Origin of the sequence: Bifidobacterium sp. M3-N-101, assembly GCF_023656805.1 — a bacterium.
GTDB classification, from domain to species: domain Bacteria; phylum Actinomycetota; class Actinomycetes; order Actinomycetales; family Bifidobacteriaceae; genus Bifidobacterium; species Bifidobacterium breve.
The window spans coordinates 139,918-166,135 of sequence record NZ_JAMOKQ010000006.1 but is presented as its reverse complement, the minus strand read 5'-3'; the positions used below and the strand labels follow the sequence as shown (position 1 = coordinate 166,135).

General features: G+C 52.8%; 20 protein-coding genes. 15 read left to right on the top strand and 5 right to left on the bottom strand.

The window, feature by feature from the left end; genetic code table 11:
- The first annotated feature begins 79 nt into the window (after nt 1-79).
- The 8 genes from NBH12_RS06370 to NBH12_RS06340 all read left to right on the top strand — a co-directional run bounded on the left by NBH12_RS06370 (nt 80) and on the right by NBH12_RS06340 (nt 8,553).
- A complete protein-coding gene (locus NBH12_RS06370; protein ID WP_015438771.1) occupies nt 80-1,720 on the top strand; it encodes a peptide ABC transporter substrate-binding protein in 1,641 nt (546 codons plus the stop codon).
- 155 nt (nt 1,721-1,875) lie between these two features.
- A complete protein-coding gene (locus NBH12_RS06365) occupies nt 1,876-3,759 on the top strand; it encodes a DUF5696 domain-containing protein (protein ID WP_065505520.1) in 1,884 nt (627 codons plus the stop codon).
- 119 nt (nt 3,760-3,878) lie between these two features.
- Nucleotides 3,879-4,343, top strand: coding sequence for a membrane protein (locus tag NBH12_RS06360; RefSeq protein ID WP_007053345.1), 465 nt, complete (start codon nt 3,879-3,881; stop codon nt 4,341-4,343).
- A gap of 128 nt (nt 4,344-4,471) precedes the next feature.
- Nucleotides 4,472-5,722, top strand: coding sequence for a glycogen synthase (glgA, locus tag NBH12_RS06355; RefSeq protein ID WP_003829290.1), 1,251 nt, complete (start codon nt 4,472-4,474; stop codon nt 5,720-5,722).
- Nucleotides 5,723-5,809: 87 nt separating this feature from the next.
- Nucleotides 5,810-6,658: an ABC transporter ATP-binding protein gene (locus NBH12_RS06350; RefSeq protein WP_025262947.1), complete on the top strand. Its 849-nt coding sequence runs from the start codon at nt 5,810-5,812 to the stop codon at nt 6,656-6,658.
- 99 nt (nt 6,659-6,757) lie between these two features.
- A complete protein-coding gene (locus tag NBH12_RS06345) occupies nt 6,758-7,603 on the top strand; it encodes a Cof-type HAD-IIB family hydrolase (RefSeq protein WP_025262948.1) in 846 nt (281 codons plus the stop codon).
- Nucleotides 7,604-7,764: 161 nt separating this feature from the next.
- A complete protein-coding gene (locus NBH12_RS10850; protein WP_256328058.1) occupies nt 7,765-7,893 on the top strand; it encodes a hypothetical protein in 129 nt (42 codons plus the stop codon).
- Nucleotides 7,894-7,986: 93 nt separating this feature from the next.
- On the top strand, nt 7,987-8,553 hold the full coding sequence (locus NBH12_RS06340) for a peroxiredoxin (RefSeq protein WP_065505519.1): 567 nt from the start codon (nt 7,987-7,989) through the stop codon (nt 8,551-8,553).
- 102 nt (nt 8,554-8,655) lie between these two features.
- Here the strand turns inward: NBH12_RS06340 and NBH12_RS06335 are convergent, their stop codons facing one another.
- From NBH12_RS06335 to NBH12_RS06315, 5 genes are all read right to left on the bottom strand, one after another.
- Nucleotides 8,656-9,480, bottom strand: coding sequence for a hypothetical protein (locus tag NBH12_RS06335; RefSeq protein ID WP_250819290.1), 825 nt, complete (start codon nt 9,478-9,480; stop codon nt 8,656-8,658).
- A gap of 419 nt (nt 9,481-9,899) precedes the next feature.
- Nucleotides 9,900-10,205: a hypothetical protein gene (locus tag NBH12_RS06330; RefSeq protein ID WP_224743522.1), complete on the bottom strand. Its 306-nt coding sequence runs from the start codon at nt 10,203-10,205 to the stop codon at nt 9,900-9,902.
- A gap of 103 nt (nt 10,206-10,308) precedes the next feature.
- Complete coding sequence (locus NBH12_RS06325) at nt 10,309-10,602, bottom strand: hypothetical protein (RefSeq protein WP_014483777.1); 294 nt, start codon at nt 10,600-10,602, stop codon at nt 10,309-10,311.
- 299 nt (nt 10,603-10,901) lie between these two features.
- The gene (locus tag NBH12_RS06320; protein WP_052792428.1) at nt 10,902-11,747 is read right to left on the bottom strand and encodes an SDR family NAD(P)-dependent oxidoreductase; all 846 of its coding nucleotides are present in this window, start codon (nt 11,745-11,747) and stop codon (nt 10,902-10,904) included.
- A gap of 188 nt (nt 11,748-11,935) precedes the next feature.
- Nucleotides 11,936-13,405 carry an SIR2 family NAD-dependent protein deacylase gene (locus NBH12_RS06315; protein ID WP_171842481.1) on the bottom strand — a complete coding sequence of 490 codons (1,470 nt, stop codon included), beginning with the start codon at nt 13,403-13,405 and terminating at the stop codon, nt 11,936-11,938.
- Between the two features lie 563 nt (nt 13,406-13,968).
- Between NBH12_RS06315 and NBH12_RS06310 the strand changes: the two genes are divergently transcribed.
- The 7 genes from NBH12_RS06310 (at nt 13,969) to pglX (NBH12_RS06280) (ending at nt 26,216) form a co-directional block, all read left to right on the top strand.
- A complete protein-coding gene (locus NBH12_RS06310; protein WP_052792430.1) occupies nt 13,969-14,646 on the top strand; it encodes a DUF1819 family protein in 678 nt (225 codons plus the stop codon).
- Nucleotides 14,647-14,663: 17 nt separating this feature from the next.
- Nucleotides 14,664-15,371: a DUF1788 domain-containing protein gene (locus NBH12_RS06305; RefSeq protein WP_052792431.1), complete on the top strand. Its 708-nt coding sequence runs from the start codon at nt 14,664-14,666 to the stop codon at nt 15,369-15,371.
- Nucleotides 15,372-15,454: 83 nt separating this feature from the next.
- Nucleotides 15,455-19,111 (top strand): BREX system P-loop protein BrxC, encoded by a 3,657-nt coding sequence (gene brxC / locus NBH12_RS06300; RefSeq protein ID WP_052792432.1) that lies wholly within the window; start codon nt 15,455-15,457, stop codon nt 19,109-19,111.
- Nucleotides 19,108-20,991, top strand: a complete 1,884-nt coding sequence (pglX, locus tag NBH12_RS06295) for a BREX-1 system adenine-specific DNA-methyltransferase PglX (protein WP_052792433.1) — start codon at nt 19,108-19,110, stop codon at nt 20,989-20,991. The genes brxC and pglX (NBH12_RS06295) overlap by 4 nt, the downstream gene beginning before the upstream one ends.
- Nucleotides 20,984-22,378: an SIR2 family protein gene (locus NBH12_RS06290; protein ID WP_052792434.1), complete on the top strand. Its 1,395-nt coding sequence runs from the start codon at nt 20,984-20,986 to the stop codon at nt 22,376-22,378. The genes pglX (NBH12_RS06295) and NBH12_RS06290 overlap by 8 nt, the downstream gene beginning before the upstream one ends.
- 3 nt (nt 22,379-22,381) lie before the next feature.
- Complete coding sequence (locus NBH12_RS06285; RefSeq protein WP_250819289.1) at nt 22,382-24,481, top strand: ATP-binding protein; 2,100 nt, start codon at nt 22,382-22,384, stop codon at nt 24,479-24,481.
- On the top strand, nt 24,474-26,216 hold the full coding sequence (pglX, locus tag NBH12_RS06280; RefSeq protein WP_232781801.1) for a BREX-1 system adenine-specific DNA-methyltransferase PglX: 1,743 nt from the start codon (nt 24,474-24,476) through the stop codon (nt 26,214-26,216). Before NBH12_RS06285 ends, pglX (NBH12_RS06280) begins: the two co-directional genes overlap by 8 nt.
- Nucleotides 26,217-26,218: the final 2 nt, after the last annotated feature.

Here is a 26,218-nt window from a genome sequence, read left to right as displayed (position 1 = left end):
ATTGCATACATGGTTAATATGAAGCTCCTATGGTGGCTTTCGTCGCTACAACGCGATAACAACACTGTGGGAGAGAATTATGAAAACACGCCACATCACCTCATTGGTTGCGGCCGGAGCGGCTATCGTCATGCTGCTCAGCGGTTGCGGATCGACTGGTTCATTCAGCAATGCCAGCAGCACGTCAGGCTCCAATATCATTTCCGTCTACGGCAGCGAACCGGCACACCCGCTGTTCCCAGGCGCTGTGACCGAGGCAGGCGGCGGCAAGGTCGTCGATCAGCTGTTTGCAGGCTTGGTTACTTATGATGTCAAGGGCGGCATTCACAACGAGGTGGCTGAGAGCATCACCTCCAGCGACAATGCCACGCATTATGTCATCAAGATTAAGAAGGGATGGAAGTTCACCGACGGCACGCCGGTCACCGCTCATTCATTCGTTGATGCCTGGAACTACACCGCCAACAGTGCCAACAAGCAGGGTAGCGCCAGCTTCTTCAGCACCATTCAGGGTTATGACGATTTGCAGAAGTCGGATGTTGACCCGAGCGCAACGCTCTCCGGTCTGAAGGTTGTGGACGATTACACCATCGATGTGAAGCTCAACCAGCCTGATTCCGCATTCCCGGTCAAGTCCGGCAGCCACGCGTACATGCCGCTTCCGGAATCCGCGTTCAAGGATCCGAAGAAGTTCGGTGAGAACCCTGTTGGCAACGGCCCGTACAAGTTTGTTTCCTGGAGCCATAACCGCAGCATCAAGATGGTCAAGAACCCTGACTACAAGGGCAATCGCGTGGCCAAGAATGATGGCCTTGACTTCATGATTTACACATCTCCGGACTCCGCCTACGCTGATTTGCGCGGCGGCAACCTGGACTTCACTCACGCCATCCCATCCACCGCACTGAAGACCTTCCAGTCCGATAAGTCAATCAAGGCTTACAATCAGCCCGGTGGCAACACCCTCACCTTCACCATTCCGGAATGGCTTGACCACTTTGGCCAGAATGAGGAAGGCAATCTGCGTCGTCAGGCCATTTCCATGTCCATCGATCGCAAAACCATCGCCGAGAAGATCTTCAACAACACGTCCACGCCGGCCGTTGACTTCATTGCAGCGCCAATCAGCGCCTACTCCAAGAACCTTAAGGGCAATGAAGTGCTGAAGTACAACCCGAAGAAGGCTAAGGAACTGTGGGCCAAAGCCAACGCCATCTCCCCGTGGAGCGGTGAGTTCGGCATTGCATACAATGCTGATGGCACTGCGAAGAACTGGGTTGAGGCAATCTGCAACTACATCAAGAACACGCTGGATATCGATGCCAAGAGCATCCCGATGTCCACTTCCGACGAATTCCTGTCCAATGTGGATTCGGGCAAGATGACCTCCGCATACCGCAGTGGTTGGGGCCCTGATTATCCATCCGCGGACAACTATCTGGTACAGCTGTACGATTCCAGTTCGGCCGACGGCAAGGGCGGCAACAGCGGCAACTACAAGAACCCCGAGTTCGATGCCATGATGGACAAGGCTCTTTCCGCCCCGTCCACCGAGGAAGCCGACAAGTATTATCAGCAAGGTGAGGAGATTCTGCTGCAGGACCTTCCGGCTATCCCGTTGTGGAACCAGAATGCCACCGCAGCCAGCACCTCCGCGGTCTCCGGCGTTGAATTCGATTACGGTGGCGGCCCAGTGTTCACCGCACTGACCAAGAAGTAGTAAGTAATAAACAGACAGCGCTAGCCCCCCGCTGGCGGGGGCTGTCGGCAAAGCCGACTGGGGTGGTCTCAAAACAGCAGACCACCCCTAATCTTGTTATATGGGCGCGCTCCCGTAAGCGGGAGCAATCGAGAACATACAGGAGCACTTTAACTATGGAATTCACCGTATCCGGCACTACCGTGCGATTCGATGAACGAACGATGCAGTTCGCTTTTACGCGCGACGGTGCCGAATGGAATACCTGCGCTGATTTCAAGCCGACCCTGCAATGCACGCAAGGCACCTTCGCGTTCGCCGATGCCACTTCCATCACCCACGAACAACGCGAAACCGGCACGGGAACCGGCATTCGCAGCATCTTCACCGGCTTTGGGCACAGCGCATACTCCTTTGAAACCTATGTATGGGTGGAGCGCGCCTCCGGCGATGTGCTCTTCGAATGGATTCCGCTCAATGAGCAAGGGCTGACCGTCACCGGTGTGACGTGGCCTGCGGCAATCGCCTTCGACCGTGACGACTCCCACGACGTGACGCTTATTACCCACGAACAGGGCGTGATGATTCCCAACACATGGCCTACCGCCGTGAGCACCAAAGATATCACCTTCGACGGCCGCTTCGAAACGGCTGGCGGTTACATGCCGTGGTTCGCGCAGCTTCGCGCAGACGGACACGGGTATATCGCCATCTGCGAAACTCCATGGAATGCCGGTTACGGCATCGACCATCCCAGCAATGGCCCGTACACCCATATCAATACTTGGTTTGAGCCAAGCCTCGGCACAATGAATTATCGCCGCGTGGTACGCTACCAGTTCCTCGACCACGCCGACCACACGGCGGTATGCAAATCCTACCGCTCGTATGTCAATGAACGCGGCCGCCTGCGTACGCTCGCCGAAAAGGCGGCGCGCAATCCCTCCGTGCGCGACCTGATTGGTCGTTCATGGGTGCACGTCGGCATCAAAACCAAAGTGCAGCCCGACTCGTTCTACTATGACAAGGACCACCCCGAAAAGAACGATTCATTGGTCACCTTTGCGCAGCGCGAAAAGCAAATGCGAACATTGCACAGCATGGGTGCAGGCCGACTGTACATGCACTTGGATGGTTGGGCACAGCCCGGATACGACAACGCACACCCCGACTATTTGCCGGCTTGTCAGGAGGCAGGCGGCTGGGAAGGCATGAAGTCGCTGGTCGACGCCTGCCATGAGCAAGGCGATATTTTCGGCACGCATGACCAGTACCGCGATTACTACTTCACCGCGCAAACCTTTGATGCCAACAATGCGATTCGGCTGGCAGACGGTACGATGCCCGAACACGCACGCTGGGCGGGCGGCCACCAGACCTACCTGTGCGCCGAGCTCGCACCGGACTACGTACGCCGCAATTTCACCCAGATTGCCGCGCATGGCATCAAGCTCGACTGTGCATACTTGGATGTTTTCACCTGCAACGAAGGCGACGAATGCTCGAACCCCGAACACCGCATGACCCGCCGCGAATGCTTTGACCGCCGCACCGAATGCTTCGAATATCTGCTCTCGCACGGCATCCTCTCCTCGTCCGAAGAGGTATCGGACTGGGCAGTGCCAAGCCTGATATTCTGCCATTACGCGCCATACGACTTCCAGATGCGCTCACCCAACGAGCCGCGCCAAGGTGTGCCGGTGCCGCTGTATAACCTCGTCTACCATGATTGCGTTATCGAACCATGGATGATGGAGCGTGTGGTGAACGGCGACGATTACATGCTGTACGCCTTGCTCAACGGCGGAGCTCCATACCTGATTCGCGATGCCGCATACATCGGCGTTGACGGCGACATGGACGACGAACAGCGCGCTCGCACGGAAAACGACATCGAACGCTGCCATACGGTCGCTGCATTCCATGAGCGGGTCGGCATGCAGGAACTGGTTCGTCACGAGTTCGTGGATGATGATCCGCTGGTGCAGCGTTCGGTATTCGCGGACGGCACTGCGGTCACTTGCGACTTCCATACGCAAACCTATCGCATCACCGATTGACCGCATCACTGACTGAAAAAACAATGACACCCAGTGGGTTCCGATGGACTGGTGGCAAATTGCCGCCGATAAGCGGGTAATATAGCCAACAGTGTCACCGTCGAAACAGGAGTAGTGAAATGCCGAATCGTGCAGAACGCCGTGCCCAAGCCAAAGCAGGCCGCAGGGGAGTGCCGTCGCAGTATGACCAGACCCGTGGCCGTGGCCGTTCGGGAATGATTGACGAATATCAGCTGCAGCAGAAGTCCCAGCGTCTGCAGGACGGCACCGACGGCACCGAATGGAAGCCCAGCGGCGGTACGATTGCGGACACCGAAACCCTGCTGACCACTAACCCGAACTACACGAATCCGAAGATGTTCAAGGCACCGCATTCGCTGCGTCAGTGGTTCCGCGTGGGCAGCTGGACGCTGATCGCCATCGCGATTATCGCGTTCTTCGTGGTTATGTGGCTGCCAAGCCATCCGATGTGGCTGATCATCACCGTTTCCGCGGTGTTCATTGTGGGTGTGCTGAGCCTGTTCTTTACGGCTGGCGATTCCAAGCATAATCCGAATTTGGATCAGAACGGCACGGCCGTCTGATCTTTTGCCTGGTAAATCCGGCTTGAGAAGCAAAACGCACGACGGAAGTTGTGCGTTTTCTTGTATGCGGTGCCCTAAAGTAAGAAGTGCTTGAGTTTCTTTCTGACGCACGAAGGAGAGGCAGTCCGATGAAAGTTGATATTCTAACCCGCGAATACCCGCCGCATGTGTATGGCGGTGCCGGCGTACACGCCGAGGAGCTGTCCAAGGTTTTGGCCGAGCGCATTGACGTGACCGTGCGTGCGTTTGATGGCAAGCGCACCGAGGCTGATATCCCCGCGATTCCCAATGCCGCTAATGCCAAGGGCAATCTGAAGGTTGTCGGATACGATACGCCGTCCGAGCTTGCCGATGCCAATCCGGCATTGAAGACCTTCGGCGTGGATCTGCAGATTGCCAACGACGTTGACGCCGATATCATCCACGCACACACATGGTACGCCTGCCTGGCCGGCTACCTGGCCAAGATGCTGCACGGTACGCCGCTGGTCATCACCGCCCACTCCTTGGAACCGTTCCGCCCATGGAAGCGCGAACAGCTCGGCGGCGGTTACAACCTGAGCTCCTGGGGCGAAAAGGAAGCCTACGAGAACGCCGACCGTGTAATCGCCGTGTCCGGCGGTATGCGCAAGGATATTCTGACTGCTTACCCGAACCTCGATCCGAACAAGGTGGTTGTGGTGTACAACGGCATCACCATGGCCGACTTCGCTACCCCGGCACCAGACGATCCGGGTTGGAAGGTGTTCGAGCGTTACCACATCGACCGCTCGAAGCCCACCCTGCTGTTCGTAGGCCGCATCACCCGTCAGAAGGGTCTGCCATACCTGCTCAAGGCCCTACATCTGATTTCCAAGGACATTCAGGTGGTGCTGTGCGCGGGAGCGCCCGACACCCCGGAAATCGCCGAAGAGGTCAAGACTGCGTTCGCCAAGCTGGATGAGGAGCGCGGCAACATCGTCTGGATTGAAGAAATGCTGCCGAAGCCTGAGCTGAATGCTTTGGAACACGGCTGTGATGCTTTCATCTGCCCGAGTATCTATGAGCCGCTCGGCATCGTGAACCTTGAGGCCATGGCCTGCGGTCTGCCGGTCGTCGCATCCGCCACCGGCGGTATTCCGGAGGTTGTGGTCGACGGTGAAACCGGCTATCTGGTTCCGATTGACCAGTTGCACGACGGCACCGGCACTCCCACCGATCCGGACAAGTTTGTACACGATATGGCCGCCGCTATCGACAAGATCATGGCTGACCCCGAACTCGCCAAGAAGATGGGCCAGGCCGGCTACGAACGCGCCCGCGACGTGTTCAGCTGGGAGACCATCGCCGACAAGACCGTGGAAGTCTACCAGTCCGTGCTCGACGAGCAGAAGAAGTAAGTAGCGCTGCAACGAGTGCTCCCCTCAGTCCGGCGCAGGTGACTGAGGGGAGTTCTCAGACCGCGAATCATAGTTAGTATTTCACTCATGACAAACACCGTCCTCCAACTCGACAACGTCGAATTCCGGCGCAACCGTCGCGTCATCATCACCGACGTGAACCTCACCATCAACGCGGGGGAGCGTTGGGTGCTGTTCGGTCCGAACGGCATCGGCAAATCCACCGCGGTCGGCATGCTGGCTACCCGCACCTTCCCCTCAGAGGGCCGCGTATTCATCCTCGGCCATCAACTCGGCAAATACGACGTATTCAAACTGCGCACCCGCATCGGTCTCGCCTCTGCCGACCTGGGCCGGCAGTTCCCCGAGTTCGAGGACCCGCTGGACGCCGTGGTCACCGGCCTGTCCGCCGTGACCGGGCGCTGGCGCGACACCTACACGCAAGAGGAATACGCCCACGCCCGCCAGCTGCTGCGTGATTTCCACGTCTCCTATCTGGAAGGCAAGGAGATGTGGCGACTGTCCGAAGGCGAACGCACCCGCGTATTGATCGCCCGTGCGCTGATGGGAGATCCCGAGCTGCTCATCATGGATGAACCGACCACCGGCCTTGACCTGGGCGGCCGCGAGCAGGTGATGCGCACACTGAGCCGAATCGGCGAAGAGAACTCCGAGCGTGCCGTGGTGCTGGTCACCCATCGCTTGGAGGAGATTCCGGCTGGTTTCGACCACATCGCCATTATGGGACGCAAGCCGATTCCTGCTGAGGATGCCACCGAAGCGGGCGTGGACTCAATGGGTAATCCCGGTGCTGGCACCATCGTCTACACCGGTTCGTTGGAGAATGGCCTGACCGACGAACGCTTGTCGGAATTGTTCGGTATGCCCATCGAAGTCCAGCACACCCACGGCCGCTGGGCCGCCTACGCCGTGTGATGCTTGTAGGTTTTTTTAGGCGGGATTTTCTTCGCCCTCTCTGGAGGGGCTGTCAGCGTAAGCTGACTGGGGGAGGTCCAACCAGTCACGAAGGTAACCATGACAACCAATAGCAAACTCGTATTCATCGATATCGACGGCACCCTAGCCGACGAAAACCACGTCGTACCCGAATCTGCCAAAATCGCTTGCAAACAAGCCCAGGCCAACGGCCACAAGCTCTTCATCTGCACCGGGCGTTCCGTGCCAAAAATCGAACGCAGCATCCTCGACCTCGGTTTCGATGGCGTGGTTTCCGTGGCGGGCGCTCAGGCGAATATCGGAGACAGGCTGCTGTTCCAGCATCTCGTTCCTCCTGAAGCGGTCGATGCGGCGATGACGTATTTTGCCAAGCATCATATCGAGAGCTACCAATGGCAAGGTGCGGATGGCATGTACATCTCGGAAGGCTACCGTCAACATCTGGAATCGAAAGGCAAGACCTGGAATCGTGGTGAGTTTGCGCGGTTCTGGCATCTGCTGGACGAGGTCGAGGTTCCGGCCGGCTCCACGTTGGGACATACGATTCATGTGAGCAAGGGGTCATACTTCACCTCGCCGAATCCTGACGTGACTTTCGAGGAGACTCAACGTGATTTGAGCCCATGGTTCGAACTCGTGCACGGCTCATACGACAAGATCTCGCCGAATAACGGCGAACTGCTCATCAACGGCATCGACAAAGGTACCGCTGTGCGCGACGTGGCTTCTTTGCTGGGCTATGCCATTGCCGACACCATCACCATCGGCGACTCCGACAACGACACCGCCATGCTCAAAGCCGCCGGCACATCCGTAGCCATGGGCAACGCCATTCATGGCATCCAAGCCTTCTGCGACTTCACCACCACCGACATTCACGAGGACGGCCTGGCCAACGCCTTCAAAACGTTGGGACTGGTGTGAGGCTATGTCGTTTGCTCTCAGACGAAGGATCCTTTCGTGCTGTAGTATTGCGACGCGGCACAACGTATGCTGCGCCGAGCATAGAGAATTGTGAATTCAAAATGGTTTGTTCATCATGCGAAAATAGTGGTCATCTGTCCGTCGCGGTTGCGCAATTTACGGTGGCGGAGGAGCCGGAACGGAATCTGGAGATCATCGACGGATTCGCGCGTGATGCTGCGGTGGGCGATAGGGAAGCCGATCTCATTACTGCTGAGCTGAGTCGTGAGTGCCTTGATTCCGCGCGTTGAACATTGCCGGTGTTGCAGAATCGCCGTTTTGCCGATCCGCAGTTGTGTGACTGACCTCTGGATAACTTTACTAGCGCTGTTGATAAGGGTTCTATGATGGGAATCATGACCACTACTGTTGATAGCTCTGATTCAATGCCGGAACGTCTGCAAGAGGGGAGCGTGGCGCCCGATTTCACTCTGCCGGCGGTTATACCTGGGTTTACAGAGAGCGGATCAATCAACCTGTCTGACGTGCTCGATGCCGGCCGCAGGGTTGTACTGTACTTCTACCCGGCCGCGATGACGCCCGGATGCACCACTGAGGCTTGTGATTTTCGAGATAATCTTGCTCGGCTGGAATCGCAGAATGTTGTGGTGCTAGGTGTGTCCAAGGATTCGCTCGATAAGCTGCGCAAGTTTGCCGAGCGTGATCATCTCACGTTCCCGCTGCTGTCTGATCCCGACCTGACCGTGCACAAGCTGTACGGCGCATACGGCGAAAAGAAGCTCTACGGCAAGATGCACGTAGGTGTGATCCGCTCGACGCTCGTCATCAATCCCGATGGCTCCGTGGCGATTGCGCGCTACAACGTGCGTGCCAAAGGACATGTCGATTCGCTGTTAAAGGCACTGGAGAAGTTGGAGAAGCTGGAGAAGCTGGAGAAGCTGGAGAAGTAGCGCGTTCTCGTTGTTCGGACACAGTGGTTCGTGCATAGCAGTTTCGTGCGGCATGTGCCGTATGAACCACTGCCGTATGAACCACCGGTTGACTTCTCGGACTCACCGGTAAATAGTGAGACCATGGGCGCGCAGTACGTCTATGGCTAGCATGTAATTGAGCGATGTTGCGGTGGGATTGAGCATCAGTTCGCGGATGGCGGCGGATGCTGAGGACTCGCTTGTCTTCGAGGATTCTGCGGCCGGGAAGAGAGCGTCGGCGATTAGGGAGATGATACGGGAACGGGCATCGCCGGCATCGGCATTGTTGCTGCTGTTGCCAGCGTCGGTAGTGGCGGAGTTGCCAATAGTAGCGGAGCTGTTTTGTAGAGTCGTATCCAACGCTGTGACAAGCGGCTCCAGGTTGTTCTTTGTCGCCTCGGCAATGTCATCGAGCTGATCGAATAAGGCGAACAGCCATGCACGACTTTGCTCCTCATCGTTGCCGGTCGCAAGCCTTTCATCGGTGACGCGCACGAGTTCGTCAATCGGCACTGCTGGCGTCTTTGCCGGATCGCGATGCTCACGGTTGTCTTCGATATCGCCCATAAGATGCTGGATTTCGCACTCGTCCTGCAATACGGTGGTTTCGGCAAATGCGGTGGCGATGGCGTCCGCGTCGATGAACTTGCCACCTTCGGACTGGAAGCGCACGCGCTTGGGCTCACTGTAATAATGCGACATGCCGAATGTGATGTACTGAGGCATCTCATCCTGCAATTGCTTGACTGCATCCGCCACCTTGCGCATGTCAGCAAGCTGCTGATGCACCACGATAAAGGCCAACACTGCTTTGGCATCGGCGAGAGTGAGCGGTTGCCCGATGCCACCTCCATGATGGTGTTCGTGATGCGCGAACATGTTCTTCAGCGAATCAAACAATCCCATAATGTCCTCCTTCGGACCGGGCACAATCGGCTACATCTGCCGTTTACTGTAGTCCCGAATATGAGGGAATGGTTCGTGGAACGCCGAGAGAGAATATTGGCGTGCGTGTGCTGAGTTCTTTTGACTTAGATGATTGGAGGAATAACCGAGGAAATGAATAACCTCCCAGCGATTTTAAAAAGCACTTTTGCATGATTAGCGAGGCAAATCCTCTGGTGAATGGAGATTTTGGCTCACTGATGGGCGGTCAGTGAAGTGTTCTTACGGTTGAGTTGAGCTTTTGCTTCGCTGAGCAGTCTCAGTGGGGCAAATCTTCGGATGGGCCAAGGTATTGCTTTGCTGAGAGGCCGCTAAGCGGGGCTTTTCCTCTACTGGCTCTCTGGGTTGCGCCACTGGTGATGATTCAGCGGGGTGTTCCCTCAGGTTTGTCGAGGTTTCGCTTCGCTGAACAGATCTAGGCGGAACATTCCCTCTAGTCCGTCGAGGTTTTGCCCTGTTGAAGTAGTCCTGAGCGGAGCAAACCATCGATTAGGAAGAGGTTTTGATTCGCTGGTGAGTTCTGAGCGGGTCATTTCTTCGGGCTGATTGAGGTTTAGCTCCTGCTGAGCAGAGCTGGGCGAGGCGAATCTGTGGGCGAGTCGAGAATGTGCTTCGCTGGGCTGCACCTCATCGAAGCGTTTCTTCGAATTGGTCGAGAAAACGCTTTTGGATTCGCTGATTGTCAATGAATGACGAGTCAACACCACAGATATGCGCGGACGTGGGCTTATCGATGATGTGCTTGGGACGGAACTGTTGGCATAAGGCGCTCGCAGTGAGCGAACATTCCTAGTGTTGGGCCGTTACGCTTCGGCTGAGTTGGGAGGCGGCCTTCCAGAAGTAGATGGCCGAGGCGATGGACGTGGCCAGGCCGACGATGAGTAGGAATATGCCCACCACTTTGTTGCCGGGGAAGTTGGCGGGTGACAGGGAAATATCTGTCGGATATATCACCACCATGAGGGTGAGCGTGCCGTTCAGTCCGATTGAGCAGGCTACGGTGAGGGCCGAGCAGAGACGTACGAGTCCCAGCATGGATTTGTATACGGCGAGTGATGCCGCGCGGCCGGTCTGTTCCTTCATGATGCCGTGGGATTCGAGGGTAGCTGTAGTAGTTGTGTTCCGAGGTGTTAGCCAACGTGTCCTTGCGCGCATACACGTTGATGAGCGACGTGCCAGTAATGAAGAGAACAACAAACTTGAATAAAGCTCCGAAAATCCCGCTATAGGGGTCGAAGAGGTCGCAGACAAGGCTCAGCGTTCCAGGAGCATACGCGATGAAAATGGTCAATGCGCTACTCAACGGTGACGCCTCCCATGTTGTTTATTCTTGCCAGTCAGGTAGGGCAAGAATATGCTCAGTGATTCTCCCTGTTCGCGTATTACGGCTTCATATAGATACGGCGCATGACGAATTCGACTATGCGATCCGGTAGGAAACGCTTGAGTTGCATCAGGGCCTTGTAGCTGCCGCCGACGGCGATGCGCACTGGAGGATTGCGTTTGCCGAGCGTCGCGACGATGACTCGGGCCACGCTTTCCGGACCGTCACCGGTCTGCTCGTCATGAGCCATTTGCCCGACCGAACGTTGGCATTCGTCGTAGTACGGTGAATTGGCTGGTTCGGCGAGGATACGCGAGTCGGTGAATCCAGTGGATAGGTCACCCGGTTCGATGATTGTGGCGGTGATGCCATGACGGCGCCCCTCCAACCGCAGCGCCTCCACATACATTTCCAGCGCCGCCTTTGTGGAAGAGTAGTGCGATTGGAACGGCAAACCCAGCCGTCCTCCAATCGAGCCGACAACGATGACTCGTCCCCGCTTACGGTTGCGTGCCGCGGTACGGCGCAGCAACGGCAGTGCGATTTCGTTGACCTGCAACACGCCAAAATAATTCACATCGAACTGCTTGCGAGCGAGCGTCATTGGTGTGCATTCCGCAGAACCAGCGATGCCGAATCCCGCACAATGGACGATGGCATCCAATCGGGGGAGAGCGCTGAGAATGCGCGTGATGTCAGCCGGCTTGGTGACGTCCATCTCGTAGGTAAACAGTTCGCCGCGGCCAATATGCTGAGTCTCGGGAATGCTCTCCTCTGTATCGAGTCCCACCGAAACTACATGCCAGTCCCGCACAGCGAGCACTCGCGCCGTCGCCTGGCCGATACCACTCGTACCTCCGGTGACCAATGCCACCAGCCGTCCATCATCCTTGATTGGTTCCATGTGTACTATTATCGCGCGGTGGCGATGACGGAATCACGGCGTAGTGATGACAGCAGATTTTGATAATGATGAAATCCTTAGTGCAGGCGAAAGCCGCGCATGGAGCTAATGCAGTATTCCTTCCTGGGATGAAGCACATATTTGCTATGTCGTTCAGTCCTGACCATTGTAGTAGATGGACTTTAAGCTTACGCGTGGTTTGGGTCCGTGGTCGGTGACACCCCCGCTGATCCGTTGGGTTCCGCTGAAAGAGTTGGAGCTGATGACGGTGACTGTGGGGGTGTGCTGTTTTTCAGGTAATCGACACCGTACTTGAGGGAATCGTAGATTCTGATGTCCTTGCGTAGGTCGTAGTCGAGCTGTTCTCCCGACTCGATTTTGGCTTTGGCCACGGTCTTCAAGAGGCTTTCAAGCCCAGTGAGATCGATTTCAGATTGGTGTAGCAGAACAAGGTGTTTGTAAGCGTCATTGGGGAATACGCTGATGAGGCCGGCAATACTTTTGTCCTGTAACTTTACTCGTCTGGTCTCGCGAATCCTTCGATCTGTGTTGTTGAGATATGCCTCCATTGTAGTTTTATCGGCGAGCTCCTTTTGAGTTCGCTGACCCAGCGGTCCGTCATAACGTTGCAAATAGTAGTACATGGGAGCGCCGCCCTGCTTCAACATCGCATCCAAGCATTCTCCGATAACCAGTTCCGGTGAGAATTGCTTGTTTTTGAAGAGTGCATCTTCATGAAGTTCAGACAATGTTACTTTGCGGCCGTAGTCCATCACTCCGACGCCAACAATCACATTTTTATTGGGCGGGAGTTCGTCCATATGCGAAAGTTTCACGGCGACTACGCTCTCTGCACCTGTTCCGGTATAAGAAGCTTTGTACAGCTGCCTCAGAATTTGGTTCAGTACTTTCGGCGCATAGCGTTGATTGGTTTGGGCTATGGCTTCATAAATCGGGGCAAAATTTGGCGTGCTGATAGCCGTCATCTCCACGGTTTGGCCGTTGTCTACTTCATAGCTTGCGGCCTTAATGGCGCAGGATTCTGAATACTGTACGAAGATGAAACGTTTAGCGATTTCTCGTGCACGAGCTTCTCCAGCGCAAGATGCAATTGAAGAAATGATTTCCCGTATATCCTGATCATTCAGCGAATATCCGAGGAAAATGATTGGGTATTCACCGAAAATGGTGAGGATCTTCGAGGTCAGGTAATCCTGATGATTTCGGAGTCGCTGGTAATCTCGTTCATTGATAACCATGGAGCTGGGATCCTCTGCGGATCCATGAATCTTGTAGATTTCACCAATGCCCATCAGTGGGGAAAACAGCAAATCCTCTTGTCGGACATATACGTCGTATTTCGGGAACACCGATTCCATAAGTCCGTCATAATTAGTAGTGATTACACCGGCGACATGACGGGTCGCTTTACGTAATATATCCAACTCTTCGGTCATCAATGTTGGTCGAAACGAAGACAGATGCTCGACGACGTACACTTTCATCGGGGAGATTCCGGCTTCAAACTCAGCGCGATGCGTTTCGACCCAATCCGTGAATTTGGGTTGATTGATGGCATCAAGGAAATCTCTTTCCATCAACGAGGCGATGCGAGGGTAGACCGTGTTCTTTTTCCCGTCTCCTTCTGATTCGGCCATCAGTTTGTATTGGAAGTATGGTTTCATTGGGCTTCCGGCATTCTCACATACTCATTTGAGCAAGCCATCCCAGTCTTCGGTACCCATGTAGCGGCTGAAATGCCTGATCCTACGAACAGGAAGGGTACGCGGTTGGCCTCGGTTAATAGGTGCAGTATTGTTTCTCGCACCTGTGTGTTGAAATCTGTGTCCACCATGGATGTCCCCTCTCCATTGTCGGTGCATGTTGGTTCAACACTTTACCGTATGAATGGAATGCTCGGCTCAATCTTTCGAAGGTCGCCATGAGGAGTTCGCATAATTTTGCTGAAAGAAGAATCGCGTTATTCGACAAATCTTGTATGCAGAAGGGCTATTTGCCATTAGCGCAATATCATCCGCAAGATTGTTTATCTCGAAGTCCTATGCCAAGTGTCTGTCATCTGGTAGTTCACATCTATCAGTTCCTGGCGCTGGGGAATCCCCTTTATTACAGTTTTGATTGCTTTTTCGAGATCATCTTCTTTTTTACCCTATCTGGGGTAGACTGAAATATTCTTGTGCCTGAGCGAAGGGAGGATTACATGGCGGGCTCATACGGTGCGGAGTCGACACGAGGGGAGCGGTACAGGCTTTCCTTCACTGTCGGCGGGCTTCTTGCTTTGCAGGGTCGCGCGCTTGCCGAAATGTATCTGGACCATGTGGGTTGCAGTAACGCTGGGTGTTCTTCCCAAGCCGAGGTGGGCGAATCCATTGCCACGATTCGCCAGCAGGCCATCGAGGAAAACGTTCTCGCGATTCGCACAGATTCCGCGAACAGGCGCGTTGTGGCGGAAACTACTAGGCGGCTCAGTGCGCTCACGGTTGGAGAGCTTGCATATTTGGCAGGCCCGGATTCCTCCACATCCGACCGCGAGGCACTTATGTGGATCGCGATGTGCCGTTATTACGCAATCGTCGGGGAATTCGCCGGTGAAGTACTTAAAAAGCATTATCTTACCGGCAATACGCATCTGGACTTTGAGGATTATGATCGGTTCATTGCGGACAAAGCTACATGGCATCCTGAGCTGGAAACCATAAGCGAGGGAACGGCGAAGAAACTCCGGTCCAATCTGTTCAAGGCCATGAGGGAGGCACATCTGTTCGATAAAAATTCCGACATGGTGTTGTCTTTCCTTCCCAGTCCCTCTTTGGCGGATATTCTTAGAAAGAGGGCGGATTCGTTCGGGTATCTTCCGATGCGCGAATCGTCATTATGAGCAGAACGGAGGATAGCATGGCTGATTCCATCGCCAATATTGGATTTGTGGATGAGCGTCGTGACATTGATGCTGATTTCGCTCATTTATATGAGATCATGGAGTCCCGTTCATTCCGGACCAACAGCGGGCTGGCGGGAGAACAGCCGTATTACATCTATGACTATCCGCCCATGCAGGAGCTTGAAGTCGCCGAGCATATCAAGCAGTTGGCGAATCGTCTGCAGACGATGACGCCGAAAGATGATGGCGATTACGCTCCGCAAGTGCTTACGTTGGATTTGTACGACATTGCTTTGGAGATTCTTGAGAAGCGTGGCATTTTGGATCGCATATTCAAAAGGGAGGAAAAACGCCACAAAAAGGTTTCATCGGATGTTCACACGGATAACTTCTTGAGATTGCTCGACAATATACTGGGTGCCGATGCGAATCATCTGCCCGATACCATTCGTGATCATTACGAGCAGGCCAAGAGCGAAGGCGGGGCCGATATCGTGTTCATTACGGGAATCGGCAAGGTTTACCCGTATATTCGTGCGCATACACTGCTCAACGCGTTGCAAGGACGTATCGATGATCGCCCGCTGGTACTGTTTTATCCGGGTACGTTCACAAGAAGCGCTACTTCAGGATCGGTCATGTCGCTGTTCAACTGTTTGCCGGGAGACAATTACTATCGTGCGCAAAATCTGCGTGAGATGAGCGTGCAGCTGGAAGCATAGCGGTTTAAAGGAATGTCCTGTCAGCTGCAACATGACACGAGGCAGGATTTGCAAGTATTCGTTCAAAGAAGAAGGGAACATAAATGAACGGGGAAAGCGGCATCAGCTTCAAGGAGCTGTTCAATAAAGACATTGACCGCAACATCAATGGTGTGATCAAGGCCAATGATGAGAAAAATCTTAACGATGAGGTCAACGAGTATGTGCTGACGGAGGAGATTTGCCGCAATCTGGCCAAATTCCTTGACGCATACAACGACCCGTCGAACCACGAACAGAACGGTGCATGGATTTCCGGTTTCTTCGGTTCCGGTAAATCGCACCTGTTGAAGATGCTGTCGCATATTCTGGGCGAGGTCCCGGCTGAACTCGTTGACAAGGGCAATAAGCCGACCATGAGTCGCGAACAGATTGTTCATGCCTTCATGGGCAAGGCCGAAGCACAGGATGACCAGATGCTTGCAGGTCAGCTTGAAAAGGCTTTGACGATACCAGCCACGTCGATTCTGTTTAACATCGATCAGAAGGCGGATAAATCCAATGCCTCCGACATGCTGCTGTACGCTTTTGTTCGCGTATTCGATGAGGCGCGTGGTTTCTACGGCAAGAATCCATACGTTGCGAAATTCGAACGCGATTTGGCGAGCAATGGTTATTTCGAGGATTTCAAACAAGAGTTCGAACAGGTGGCTGGCAAACCATGGAGCGAAGGCCGTGGTGAGGCCGTGCTATGGGATGATGAGATCTGCGAAGCCTATGCCGCGGTGACAGGCAAACCGGAGCAAGACAGTATCATCCAACGGTACGAGGATACGTACACGATGACGGTCGGCGACTTCGCAGACGACGTGAACGTGTGGCTGTCCCGTCAGGAACCGCACCGCCGCATCCTGTTCCTCGTGGATGAGGTAGGCCAGTTCATCGGTGAGAACAGAGAACTCATGCTGTCACTGCAATCCATCGCCGAGGATCTTGCCGTCAAGACCAACGGGCGTGCGTGGGTAGTGGTCACCTCTCAGGAAGACATGGATACCATTGTTGGCGATCGGACCAAGCAGCAAAGCTATGACTTTTCGAAGATCCAGGGCAGATTCTCCATCAAGCTGAAGCTTAACAGTGCTGACGTGGTGGAGGTCATTCAGAAGCGCTTGCTGACCAAGAAACCGGAATATGAGTCGGTGATGAACGAGCTGTGGGATGAGCAGAACGCGAACCTGCGCACCATGTTCGAATTCACTCGTGAGACTTCGAAATTCAGTAATAGCAAGGCATACAGCAAGGACGATTTCATCGCATCGTACCCGTTCGTGAACTATGAGTTCGAGCTGTTCCAGAACGTGCTGCGGGAAATGAGCCGGTACAACATGTTCTCCGGGCGTCACGCATCCGTGGGTGAACGGTCCATGCTTTCCACCATCAGTAGCACGCTGCGGTCCAGCCAGAATGAGACGGTTGGGGCCCTGATGCCGTTCGACAAACTGTACGACGGCATCGCCGACGCCATCCAATCAACCTCGAACTTCCGTATCAACCAAGCTGAAAAGAGACTTGGCTCCGATATAAAGGAACTGGGCGTGCGCCTGCTGAAGGTGTTGCTGCTGGTCAAGCATGTCGACGGATTCCCCACCACACCGCATAACCTGCGCATTCTGCTGACCGACCAGTTTGACATGGACGTGATGGAACTGGAACGGAACATCAAGTATGTTCTGGGAGAGTTGGAAAAAGACACGTATGTGCAGCGTGTGGGAGATACCTACAATTACCTGACCAACGAAGAGCAGGATATCGAGCAGGAGATCAAGAACACGGACATCGACTCCACCAAGGAGATCGACGAGCTGAAGAAGATCCTGGTCAGTGACGTGCTTGGCAAGATGACAGTGGCATATGGTGAGCAGCGTGCCCAGTTCCGCTATGGTTTGCGCATCGATGGGGTGCAACAGTCCGCGCAGCAGCCCATCTGGTTGAACGTGGTCACTTCGACCAATGCGCAGGACCGTGCCGATGCCATTCGCATGGGCATGGGTATGCGCGACACCATCACTTTGCTGTTGGATATGTCCGACAGAACACTGTTCGATGATCTGCGCATGTACGTGAAAACCTGCACATACCTCATGCGCACCGACAAGAACAGCCAGTCAGAAGTGCGCCAGCAGATTATCTCCCGCAAGAGCGTCGCCAATGAAAGGCTTTATACGGAGCTGCGTACCCGCATCGTCAAAGCCGCGGCCAATGGCGAGTTCGACTATAACGGCGGAAAAGTGGAAGTGAAATCCACCGAGGTGCAGGCGCGTATGGCGGAAGGGCTTGGAACGCTCATCGGCCGGTACTATACGAACTTTTCCCTACTTGGTGGGCAACGATACGAGGAAACGGATCTCGCTCGCATCATCATGAACGCTTCGCAGCACCAGCCTGGCATGCTTGACGGCATGAACGCAGTGCAGGACAAACTCGACGTTCCCGCCGATGATGTGTTCGCCGCGGTCAGTCGTGACAAAGGCAAAGGCATGGTCGCCACCGTCAAGAGCCTTCTTGATGCCTACGGCAGCGTTCCCTATGGTTGGCCGTATGCCGCCACGCTCGCATGCATCGGCCACTTGTATGGTTCCGACAGAATCACGCTGACATTGGATGGCAAGCCGGTGCAGCGCAGCGAGGCCGCCCGTTTGCTTAGAGAAACGAAGAAGCAGGATTCCATCCGAGTGGATCTGCCACGCGTATTCGACACGAGAAAAGTTTCACAGCTGCGTGACTTCGCCAGGGATTTCCTTGGGCTCACCGCCGCGGACTTGCCATCGAACGCGATTGATCTGGCGGAGGCCGTTACCACGCGACTTAAGCGGGAAGCGGAGAGTCTGACCCAGCTGCGCGTGCGCAATGCCCGATTCGGCTTTGTGCAGCAGCTCGACAAGGCCATTGAGAAAATCAACTATGCCTCCGGAATGGGTGAGGACTGGCTGCTTGGCGATTTCACCGCACAAGAAACCGAAAATGGTTCCGAGGAACTGCTCGAGTTTAAAGAAGACGTAATCGACCCGATTGCCGCTTTCCTCAACGGCTCCCAATCCAGGATTCTTGCAGACGGATTGGAATGGCTGAAAAACAACAAGCCGAACATCGACTATGTATCTGGCACTACGGCAAGCCTGTACCAATCCGCGGAACAGCTGGCAAACGACCCTAACATCTTCCGCAAAACCAATAAATTCAAGACTGCCATTGACGATCTGCGTGAGGCAACAGACGCAACCATCCAAACCGAACGCGCCAACGCGCTTAAGGACGTGGAAGATATTCGCGCCAGAATCCACGATTCCACCGAATATCAGCACGCAACACAAGCCGCGCAAACCAAGGTCGAGACAGAACTGGACCAAGTGGCGGAATGCATGCAGCACATACCGTTCATCTACAAAATGCGCGAAAGCGTACACGAACTGAGCGAACGCACTTACCCGCAACTCATCAACGCACTAGCAGCCTCCGCGCCGAGGCCGAAGACCGCGCTCGCAGGAGAGGCGCAGGCTGCTACAGCTACTACGCCGATGGATGCGAACATTCCTGAATCGCAACAAAAGGAAGCCCCGCGCGTGGCCGTGTCGTTCGCTACCATCAGCAGGCCTCACACCAAGGATGCTTTGGAAACCAAGGATGATGTGGATGACTTCCTTGATGCCTACCGCCGTGAGCTTATCGCCGCCATTGAGAATGGAAAGAAGATCTTGCTATGAACACGTCGAAACTGCAAGCTTTCGCAACGGATGCGCGCCGCCAGCTTATGAATGCGGTGCAGGTCCGGCTTGACGCCGCATTAGTGCCGAATTCCGACGCCCAGGTTGACGACCCGCGTGCATTCGATTTTCTGCAGCGTGAGATTGGGCAGGCCGGTGGCGGCGTAGAGGGCCGCAGACATGTGGTGGAACGTTATGCGTACCGGTGGTTCAACCGCATCATCGCGTTCCGTTACATGGATGTGCACGGGTTCACCGGCACGCCGGTGGTCTCTCCAGCTGGCCTGACCAGCACGAATGGTCTGCCGGAAGTGCTTGCAGCCGCGAAACGAGGCGAGTATGACAGCAGGGTGTTCTCGTTGCGGGTGAATGATAAGGCCAAAGAGCGCATCGAAGGATTGCTGAGTGGTTCCATCATGACAGATGATCCGCAGGGCCTGGCTTATGGTCTGCTGCTGCAATCCGAATGCCGGTTCTGGAATCGTAACCTGCCGTTCATGTTCGAAAACGTCGGCAAGGAGGCCGGCAGAGTGGATGAACTGCTCATGCCAGCCGATCTGCTCGCCGAGGGTTCCGTGTTGAGGAATGCGGTGGAGGCTATGACTCCGGAGGATTGCGGTGTTGACGATCCGTCCGGCAACGTGGAGATCATCGGCTGGCTGTACCAGTACTACATTTCGGAACGCAAGAACGAGGTGATGGACGGGTTCAAGAAGAACCACAAAGCCGGAGCCAATGAGATTCCCGCCGCCACCCAGCTGTTCACGCCGGATTGGATTGTGCACTACCTCGTGCAGAACACCGTGGGCAGGTTGTGGATGCAGTCGCATCCGGATAGCCAGCTGCACAAAAACTGGGATTATTACATCTGGCCTTCAGAGAATGATTCCGTCGAGAACGAGGATATTCTCGCAATCCGGACTCCGGAAGACCTGACCGTATGCGATCCCGCATGCGGTTCCGGCCACATGCTCACCTACGCGTTCGACCTGCTGTATGAGATCTACGAGGAGGAGGGGTATGCGCCGAGCGATATTCCCAGCCTGATTCTCAAACACAACCTGTACGGCATGGAAATCGATGAACGAGCCGCAAGCCTTGCCGCCTTCGCTCTGACCATGAAGGCTCGCTCCCGTTCCCGTAGATTCTTCAAGAAGCAGGTGGAGCCGAATATTCAGCGCATTGCGCCGATTGCGTTCAAGGAAGACGAAGTCGTAGAACTGAATGACCTATACCAGGTGAATCTGGACTCCACGGTATGGAATACCTATGCGAAGGCGGATGTATATGGTTCGCTGATTCAGCCGCCGCAGGAACTTGTTGAATTGGCGGCATCAGCACCGGAAAGCGCGGATGACATCAATACGTTGTTCGACCCACTTCTGCGTGAACATGCAGAGGACGTATTCGCTCAAACAAGGTATCTCGCTCGCAAATACGCGGCAGTGGTGGCAAACCCGCCATACATGGGCGCAAAGAACATGAGTAGCGAACTCAAACAGTTTGTGCAGGACCATTACGAGGACGGCAAAGCTGATCTCTTCGCTGCATTCATCATGCGTAACCGGCAATTCCTGCGACATAACGCGATGTTAGGCATGATTACGATGCAATCGTGGATGTTTCTTTCCTCGTTTGAAGCGTTAAGAAGGGATATTCTCCAAAAGTGCACTATAACTACTATGGCTCATCTTGGAGCAAGGGCATTTGGCAGCATTGGTGGAGAAGTGGTATCCACTACAGCATTTGTATTACTGAATTCATTTATCTCTCATTATTTCGGAACGTTTATTCGACTTGTAGATGGCGAATCCGAAAAAAAGAAAGAGAACACGCTTAGGACTGCTGCTCTTCAGGAAAGTGATAACCAAAATGACTGATTTTATTCCGGAAAACATCCTTAAGGTCCGTGACGACAGAGAACCAGTTTGTTTTGAGAGAATAAATGACCAAGGCACAGGCAAAAGTGTTGAGTTCGAACTTTATGGCGGAGCATTCCGGCCAAACTGGTTGCAAAATGATGCTGACTTTAACATGCGGACATTGCATGAGCGTATTGAGCCGTGGCTGACAGCATTATTCCAGTCTGAGCATCTTAGTCTGCTGGCCGGTTCGGGACTCAGCACGGCTGTATCGCTAATTGCAACAAGTAAAACCGGTGCTGGAATGGGTACTGTTGAGTTTCCAAAATATGATACAGAAATTAATGCTGCCGCATCGTCTAGCGCTAAGGCAGCAGGTCGGGATGACGTCAATATTGAAGATCAGATTCGCGTTGCGAATGAGCTGATTCGTGGATTAGAAATTCTCGGCAAGAAGGAGGATGCTTCAACTCTGCAAAATGAGTTGGAGAGAGACCTAATACATTTTGCGAATTCTGTGCTTGCCGGAGAAACGGCAATCGCTGAAGCCGATCAAAATAAGCGTGAAGGAGCTTTTAATGCCCTTGTAACTTTCCTAATGAGTTTTGCAAGCAGAACGGGAACAAGAGATCGTGTCAATATTTTTACCACGAACTATGATCGCGTAATTGAGATAGGTGCAGAACTTGCAGGTATGCACTTGCTGGATAGGTTCGTTGGGAGTATTTCTCCGATTTTCCGCTCTTCACGTTTGAATTTGGACATGCACTATAACCCGCCAGGAATGCGTGGAGAACCTCGTTACCTAGAAGGTGTGGCGCGATACACAAAACTTCATGGATCCGTTGATTGGGTGCAAACTGCAGACGGTATACGTCGAATTGGAGTACCATTTGGAGCAAAAAGCGTTGAGCCATTTTTCGATGTAGCGGGCTTTAGTGAATCAACGGCATACAAATTGATGGTTTATCCGAACGCTGCTAAGGATATGGAAACAGCTGGTTATCCCTATGTCGATTTGTTCCGCGACTTTGCTGCTGCCATATGTCGCCCCAATAGTACTTTGGTAACGTATGGGTACAGTTTTGGCGATGATCATATCAACAGAGTAATCAAGGATATGTTGACGATCCCTTCGACGCATCTTGTCATTATTTCTTATGATGACAAGATGGGAAGAATAATGAGGACATTTAATGAGTGGGGAAGATCTGCGCAAACAAGTTTGATGATAGGACCGGCTTTGGCTGATTTTTCAACGTTATCTGCATACTATTTGCCTAAACCGGCTATCGATAAAACGACGTTCCGCATGTCTGAGCTATTACGGCAACGCATGGGAACGAATGATTCGAGCAACCAGAGTGAAAAATCAGAAAAGAAGGCTGGCACGGAGGGGAAATAAGCTATGAGTCTTTCGCCTTTGGCATATGCTGACTCATTGAGAGTCGGCACAATCGATTTTGTATCGCCTGATGAGATTCGCGCTCAACTGGATATCGAAGCGCCTGATCAAGTGGCGCTGAACACGGGTGAACCAAGAGTATTTCCTCGCGTCAATGGCTATGTTCTAATTCCCTGCGATGGAGGCTACTTAGTAGCTCAAGTCGTATGGATTACCATCGAACGGTCCCAATATCCCAAAAGACAGGGGCTAAAAGATTTCGGTTTGATCGATTTGCCTTATCCTCTTCGTAAGATGAGCTTAACTCCTATGGGTGTGTTGTCGCTGAACGATGAGATAACAAGATCTACAACTAGTTATGAGTTTCATCGTGGAGTTGAAGGATATCCTACGGTAGGAGATCCTGTCCTCATTCCTACGCAAGCGCAGCTGCGGGCGATTGTTGAATCCGGTAAGAATCGATATGTTCTGATTGGGCATAGTCCTCTTGCAGCCAATGCCGAGGTAAGGGTAGACCCTAATAGGCTATTTAGCCGTCATCTTGCTGTATTGGGCAATACTGGTAGTGGTAAATCTTGCTCTGTAGCAGGGCTAATTCGTTGGTCTCTTGAGGAGGCTGAGGAGCAACGGGAAGATGCGGATAGTAATAATAACTCCCTGAATGCTCGATTCATCATTTTGGATCCCAATGGTGAATATTCCAATACATTCTGCGACATTGATGGGACACAGATTTTCGCAGTAGAGGGGAGCGATGCTTGTAAACAGCTTAAAGTTCCTTTCTGGCTCTGGAATACAGAAGAGTGGGCTACTTTTGCGAAGGCAAGTAGTAAGACTCAGCGTCCTGTACTTGCTCAGGCGCTGCGTTCTGCGCGTGATGGTGTATTTGATATGTTAGCACTTCCTAGTGCAGATATGAGACGTTATTTAAGATCATTACTTTCAGCGATTCAAGAGGATATTGGTTCAGGGCGGCCGTGGAAGAGTTCCGGAACTATTAAGGGGTTCAGAGATAAGCTCCAAGTTTGGAGAAAAGGTCTAGAGTGTAATAATCAGTTTACTGATTTGGAAAATCAGATTATCTCCCAGCTTGATTCTTATATTGATAAGATTTTAAATTCACATGCCGGTGAATGGCCACAAGCATTTAATCGTAATGAGATAAAAATACTGGAAGAAGGTCTAAGTAAAACATATAGTATTTTTGGTGGGAAAGATAAAGATGGTTTGCCATTAAGTGCTGATTTACCAAGATTTTTTGCTGCTGACTCACTTTTAAGAGGTATTGAAGCTAACGCTTTAATGATGAACGTTTCTGAGCACGTAGAAACTATGACCATGCGTGTGCGTGCAATGCTAGCTAATGATAAAATCAAGCAGGTTTCTGAAGCTGGTGATTCTTTCACTCTGGATCAATGGTTGAACACATATATTGGTGACAACGGTGATAAAAGAGGGCCAGTATCCGTAATTGACCTATCGCTAATTCCAGCTGAAGTTATACAAATTGTTACTGCTGTTATTGCCCGAATGACGTTAGAGGCACTTCAACGATATCGCAAGTTAAATGATGGCAAGGTTCTTCCGACTGTACTGGTTATGGAAGAGGCGCATACGTTCATTAAGCGATATTCACAAGACTCAGATGATCAATCTGCTTCACGTCTTTGCACTGAAATTTTTGAGAAAATTGCACGTGAAGGGCGGAAATTTGGACTTGGCCTTGTGCTTTCCTCGCAGAGGCCAAGCGAGCTATCTCCGACGGTGCTTTCCCAATGCAACAGTTTTCTGCTTCATCGTATCAGCAACGATAAAGATCAGGAACTAGTTCATCGCCTTGTTCCCGATAACATGCATGGACTTATGAAAGACCTTTCCGTTCTACCTGCGCGGCAGGCCATACTGATGGGCTGGGCTTCTGAGTTGCCAGTGCTTGTGGAGATGAACAAGTTGCCTGAAAATCAGCAGCCGAAGTCTTCGGATCCCGATTTTTGGGAAGTCTGGACTGGTAAAGAATCAAGGTCTGTGAATTGGAAGGCTGTAGCTGACGATTGGCAGCAAGTAAATAGTTCTGTTGAAGGAGATGACAGTAGCCATGCCTAATGCTATCTTTCATGTTTCTGCTCAGGAATTCGCGCAAATTCCCGGCGTGCCAATCGTTTACTGGCTTAGTAAACCCATGCTAGATACTTTTGCCAAGAACAAAGCACTCGAGGAAATTGCAGGGCCAAAAGTAGGTCTTCAAACGGGAGACAATGCTCGATTCGTACGTGAATGGTGGGAAGTTTCGCAATCCAAATTGAAGCTCACGTCTGATAACGCAAAGGACAGAAAAACTTCGGCTTGCGATAAATGGTTTCCCTATAACAAAGGTGGCGAATATCGTAAATGGTATGGAAACCAAGATTATGTGATTAATTGGGAAAATGCTGGTCAAGAATTGTATGATTTCAAGCCAAAATCAGTTATTAGGAATCCACAGTTCTATTTTCAGTCCTCAGTATCGTGGTCCAATGTGTCTTCTGGGACTCCTTCATTCCGGTATTATCCGGAAGGTTTCATTTTCAGCCATGTTGGTGATTGTCTTTTCCCTAAAGACGAACTGGATAGAGATAAGCTTATTGCAATTTGCAATGCTTCGGTAACAGGTCAGCTGTTGGCTGCAATGGCTCCAACTCTGCATTTTGAAGTTGGACAAGTTGCGAAGTTGCCGATTGCCAATCTTCTTCCGGGAAATTGGACTTTAAAAGTTGATAATTTGATTCAGAATGCTAAAGATGATTGGAACACTCAAGAAATTTCATGGAATTTCAGTAAGCCGATATTGTTTGATGAGGAACAGACAGACTTTTCATCTGGCATTATAGAAGAGCTTGTTAAGAATGTTCGCTCGTATTGGGCAATGATTGCTTCGGAACAGCAGCAGCTTGAGATTGATAACAACATAGCTGTGGCGGACGCATATGGCGTGCGTGATGATGCGCCATGTGACGTGCCATTGGAACGCGTGTCGTTGAAGCGTAACGTCGCGTTCGCATATCCGAAGGATACTCCGGAAGTGCGCAACGAGAAATTCGCGCAAGATGTGGTTAAGGAGCTCATTTCGTATGCGGTGGGCTGCATGTTCGGCAGGTATTCGCTCGATAAGCCTGGTTTGATTCTCGCTTCGCAGGGTGAAACACTTGATGACTACCATGCACAGATTCCGAACCCGTCATTCGGACCGGACGCGGACAATGTCATTCCTGTTACGGAGACGGACTGCTTCGAAGATGATATCGTGACACGGTTCCGCAGGTTCCTCACCGTGGCGTTCGGCAAGGAGAATCTGGCTGCGAACATCGCCTACATCGAACAGGTGCTGGGCGAGAGTATCCGCAAGTATTTCGTGAATGATTTCTACAACGACCACGTGAAGATGTACTCGAATCGTCCGATCTATTGGCAGTACTCCAGCCAAACCAACAACAAGGGCTCGTTCAAGGCGCTCGTGTACCTGCACCGGTATACGCCGAAAACCACGAACGTGGTACTCAACTATCTGCGTGACTATGCCAACAAAATCGCCGACATCGCCGATAGCTTGGAACATTCGAATCGTGCCGCGGACCAGAAGCAGGCCACCAAACTCCGCAAGGCCGTTCTCGAGTGCAAGGATTACGAGGACCAGACCATGTACCCATTAGCTACCCGCAACCTGGAAATGGATCTGGACGACGGCGTGCTGGTGAACTACCTACGCATGGGCAAAGCCCTTCGCGCCATTCCCTCCATCGAGCGAAAGCGAAAAGAAGTCTCCACCTGGACCTGGCCCGTTCATCCGTTGGGCAAGGAGTAGTT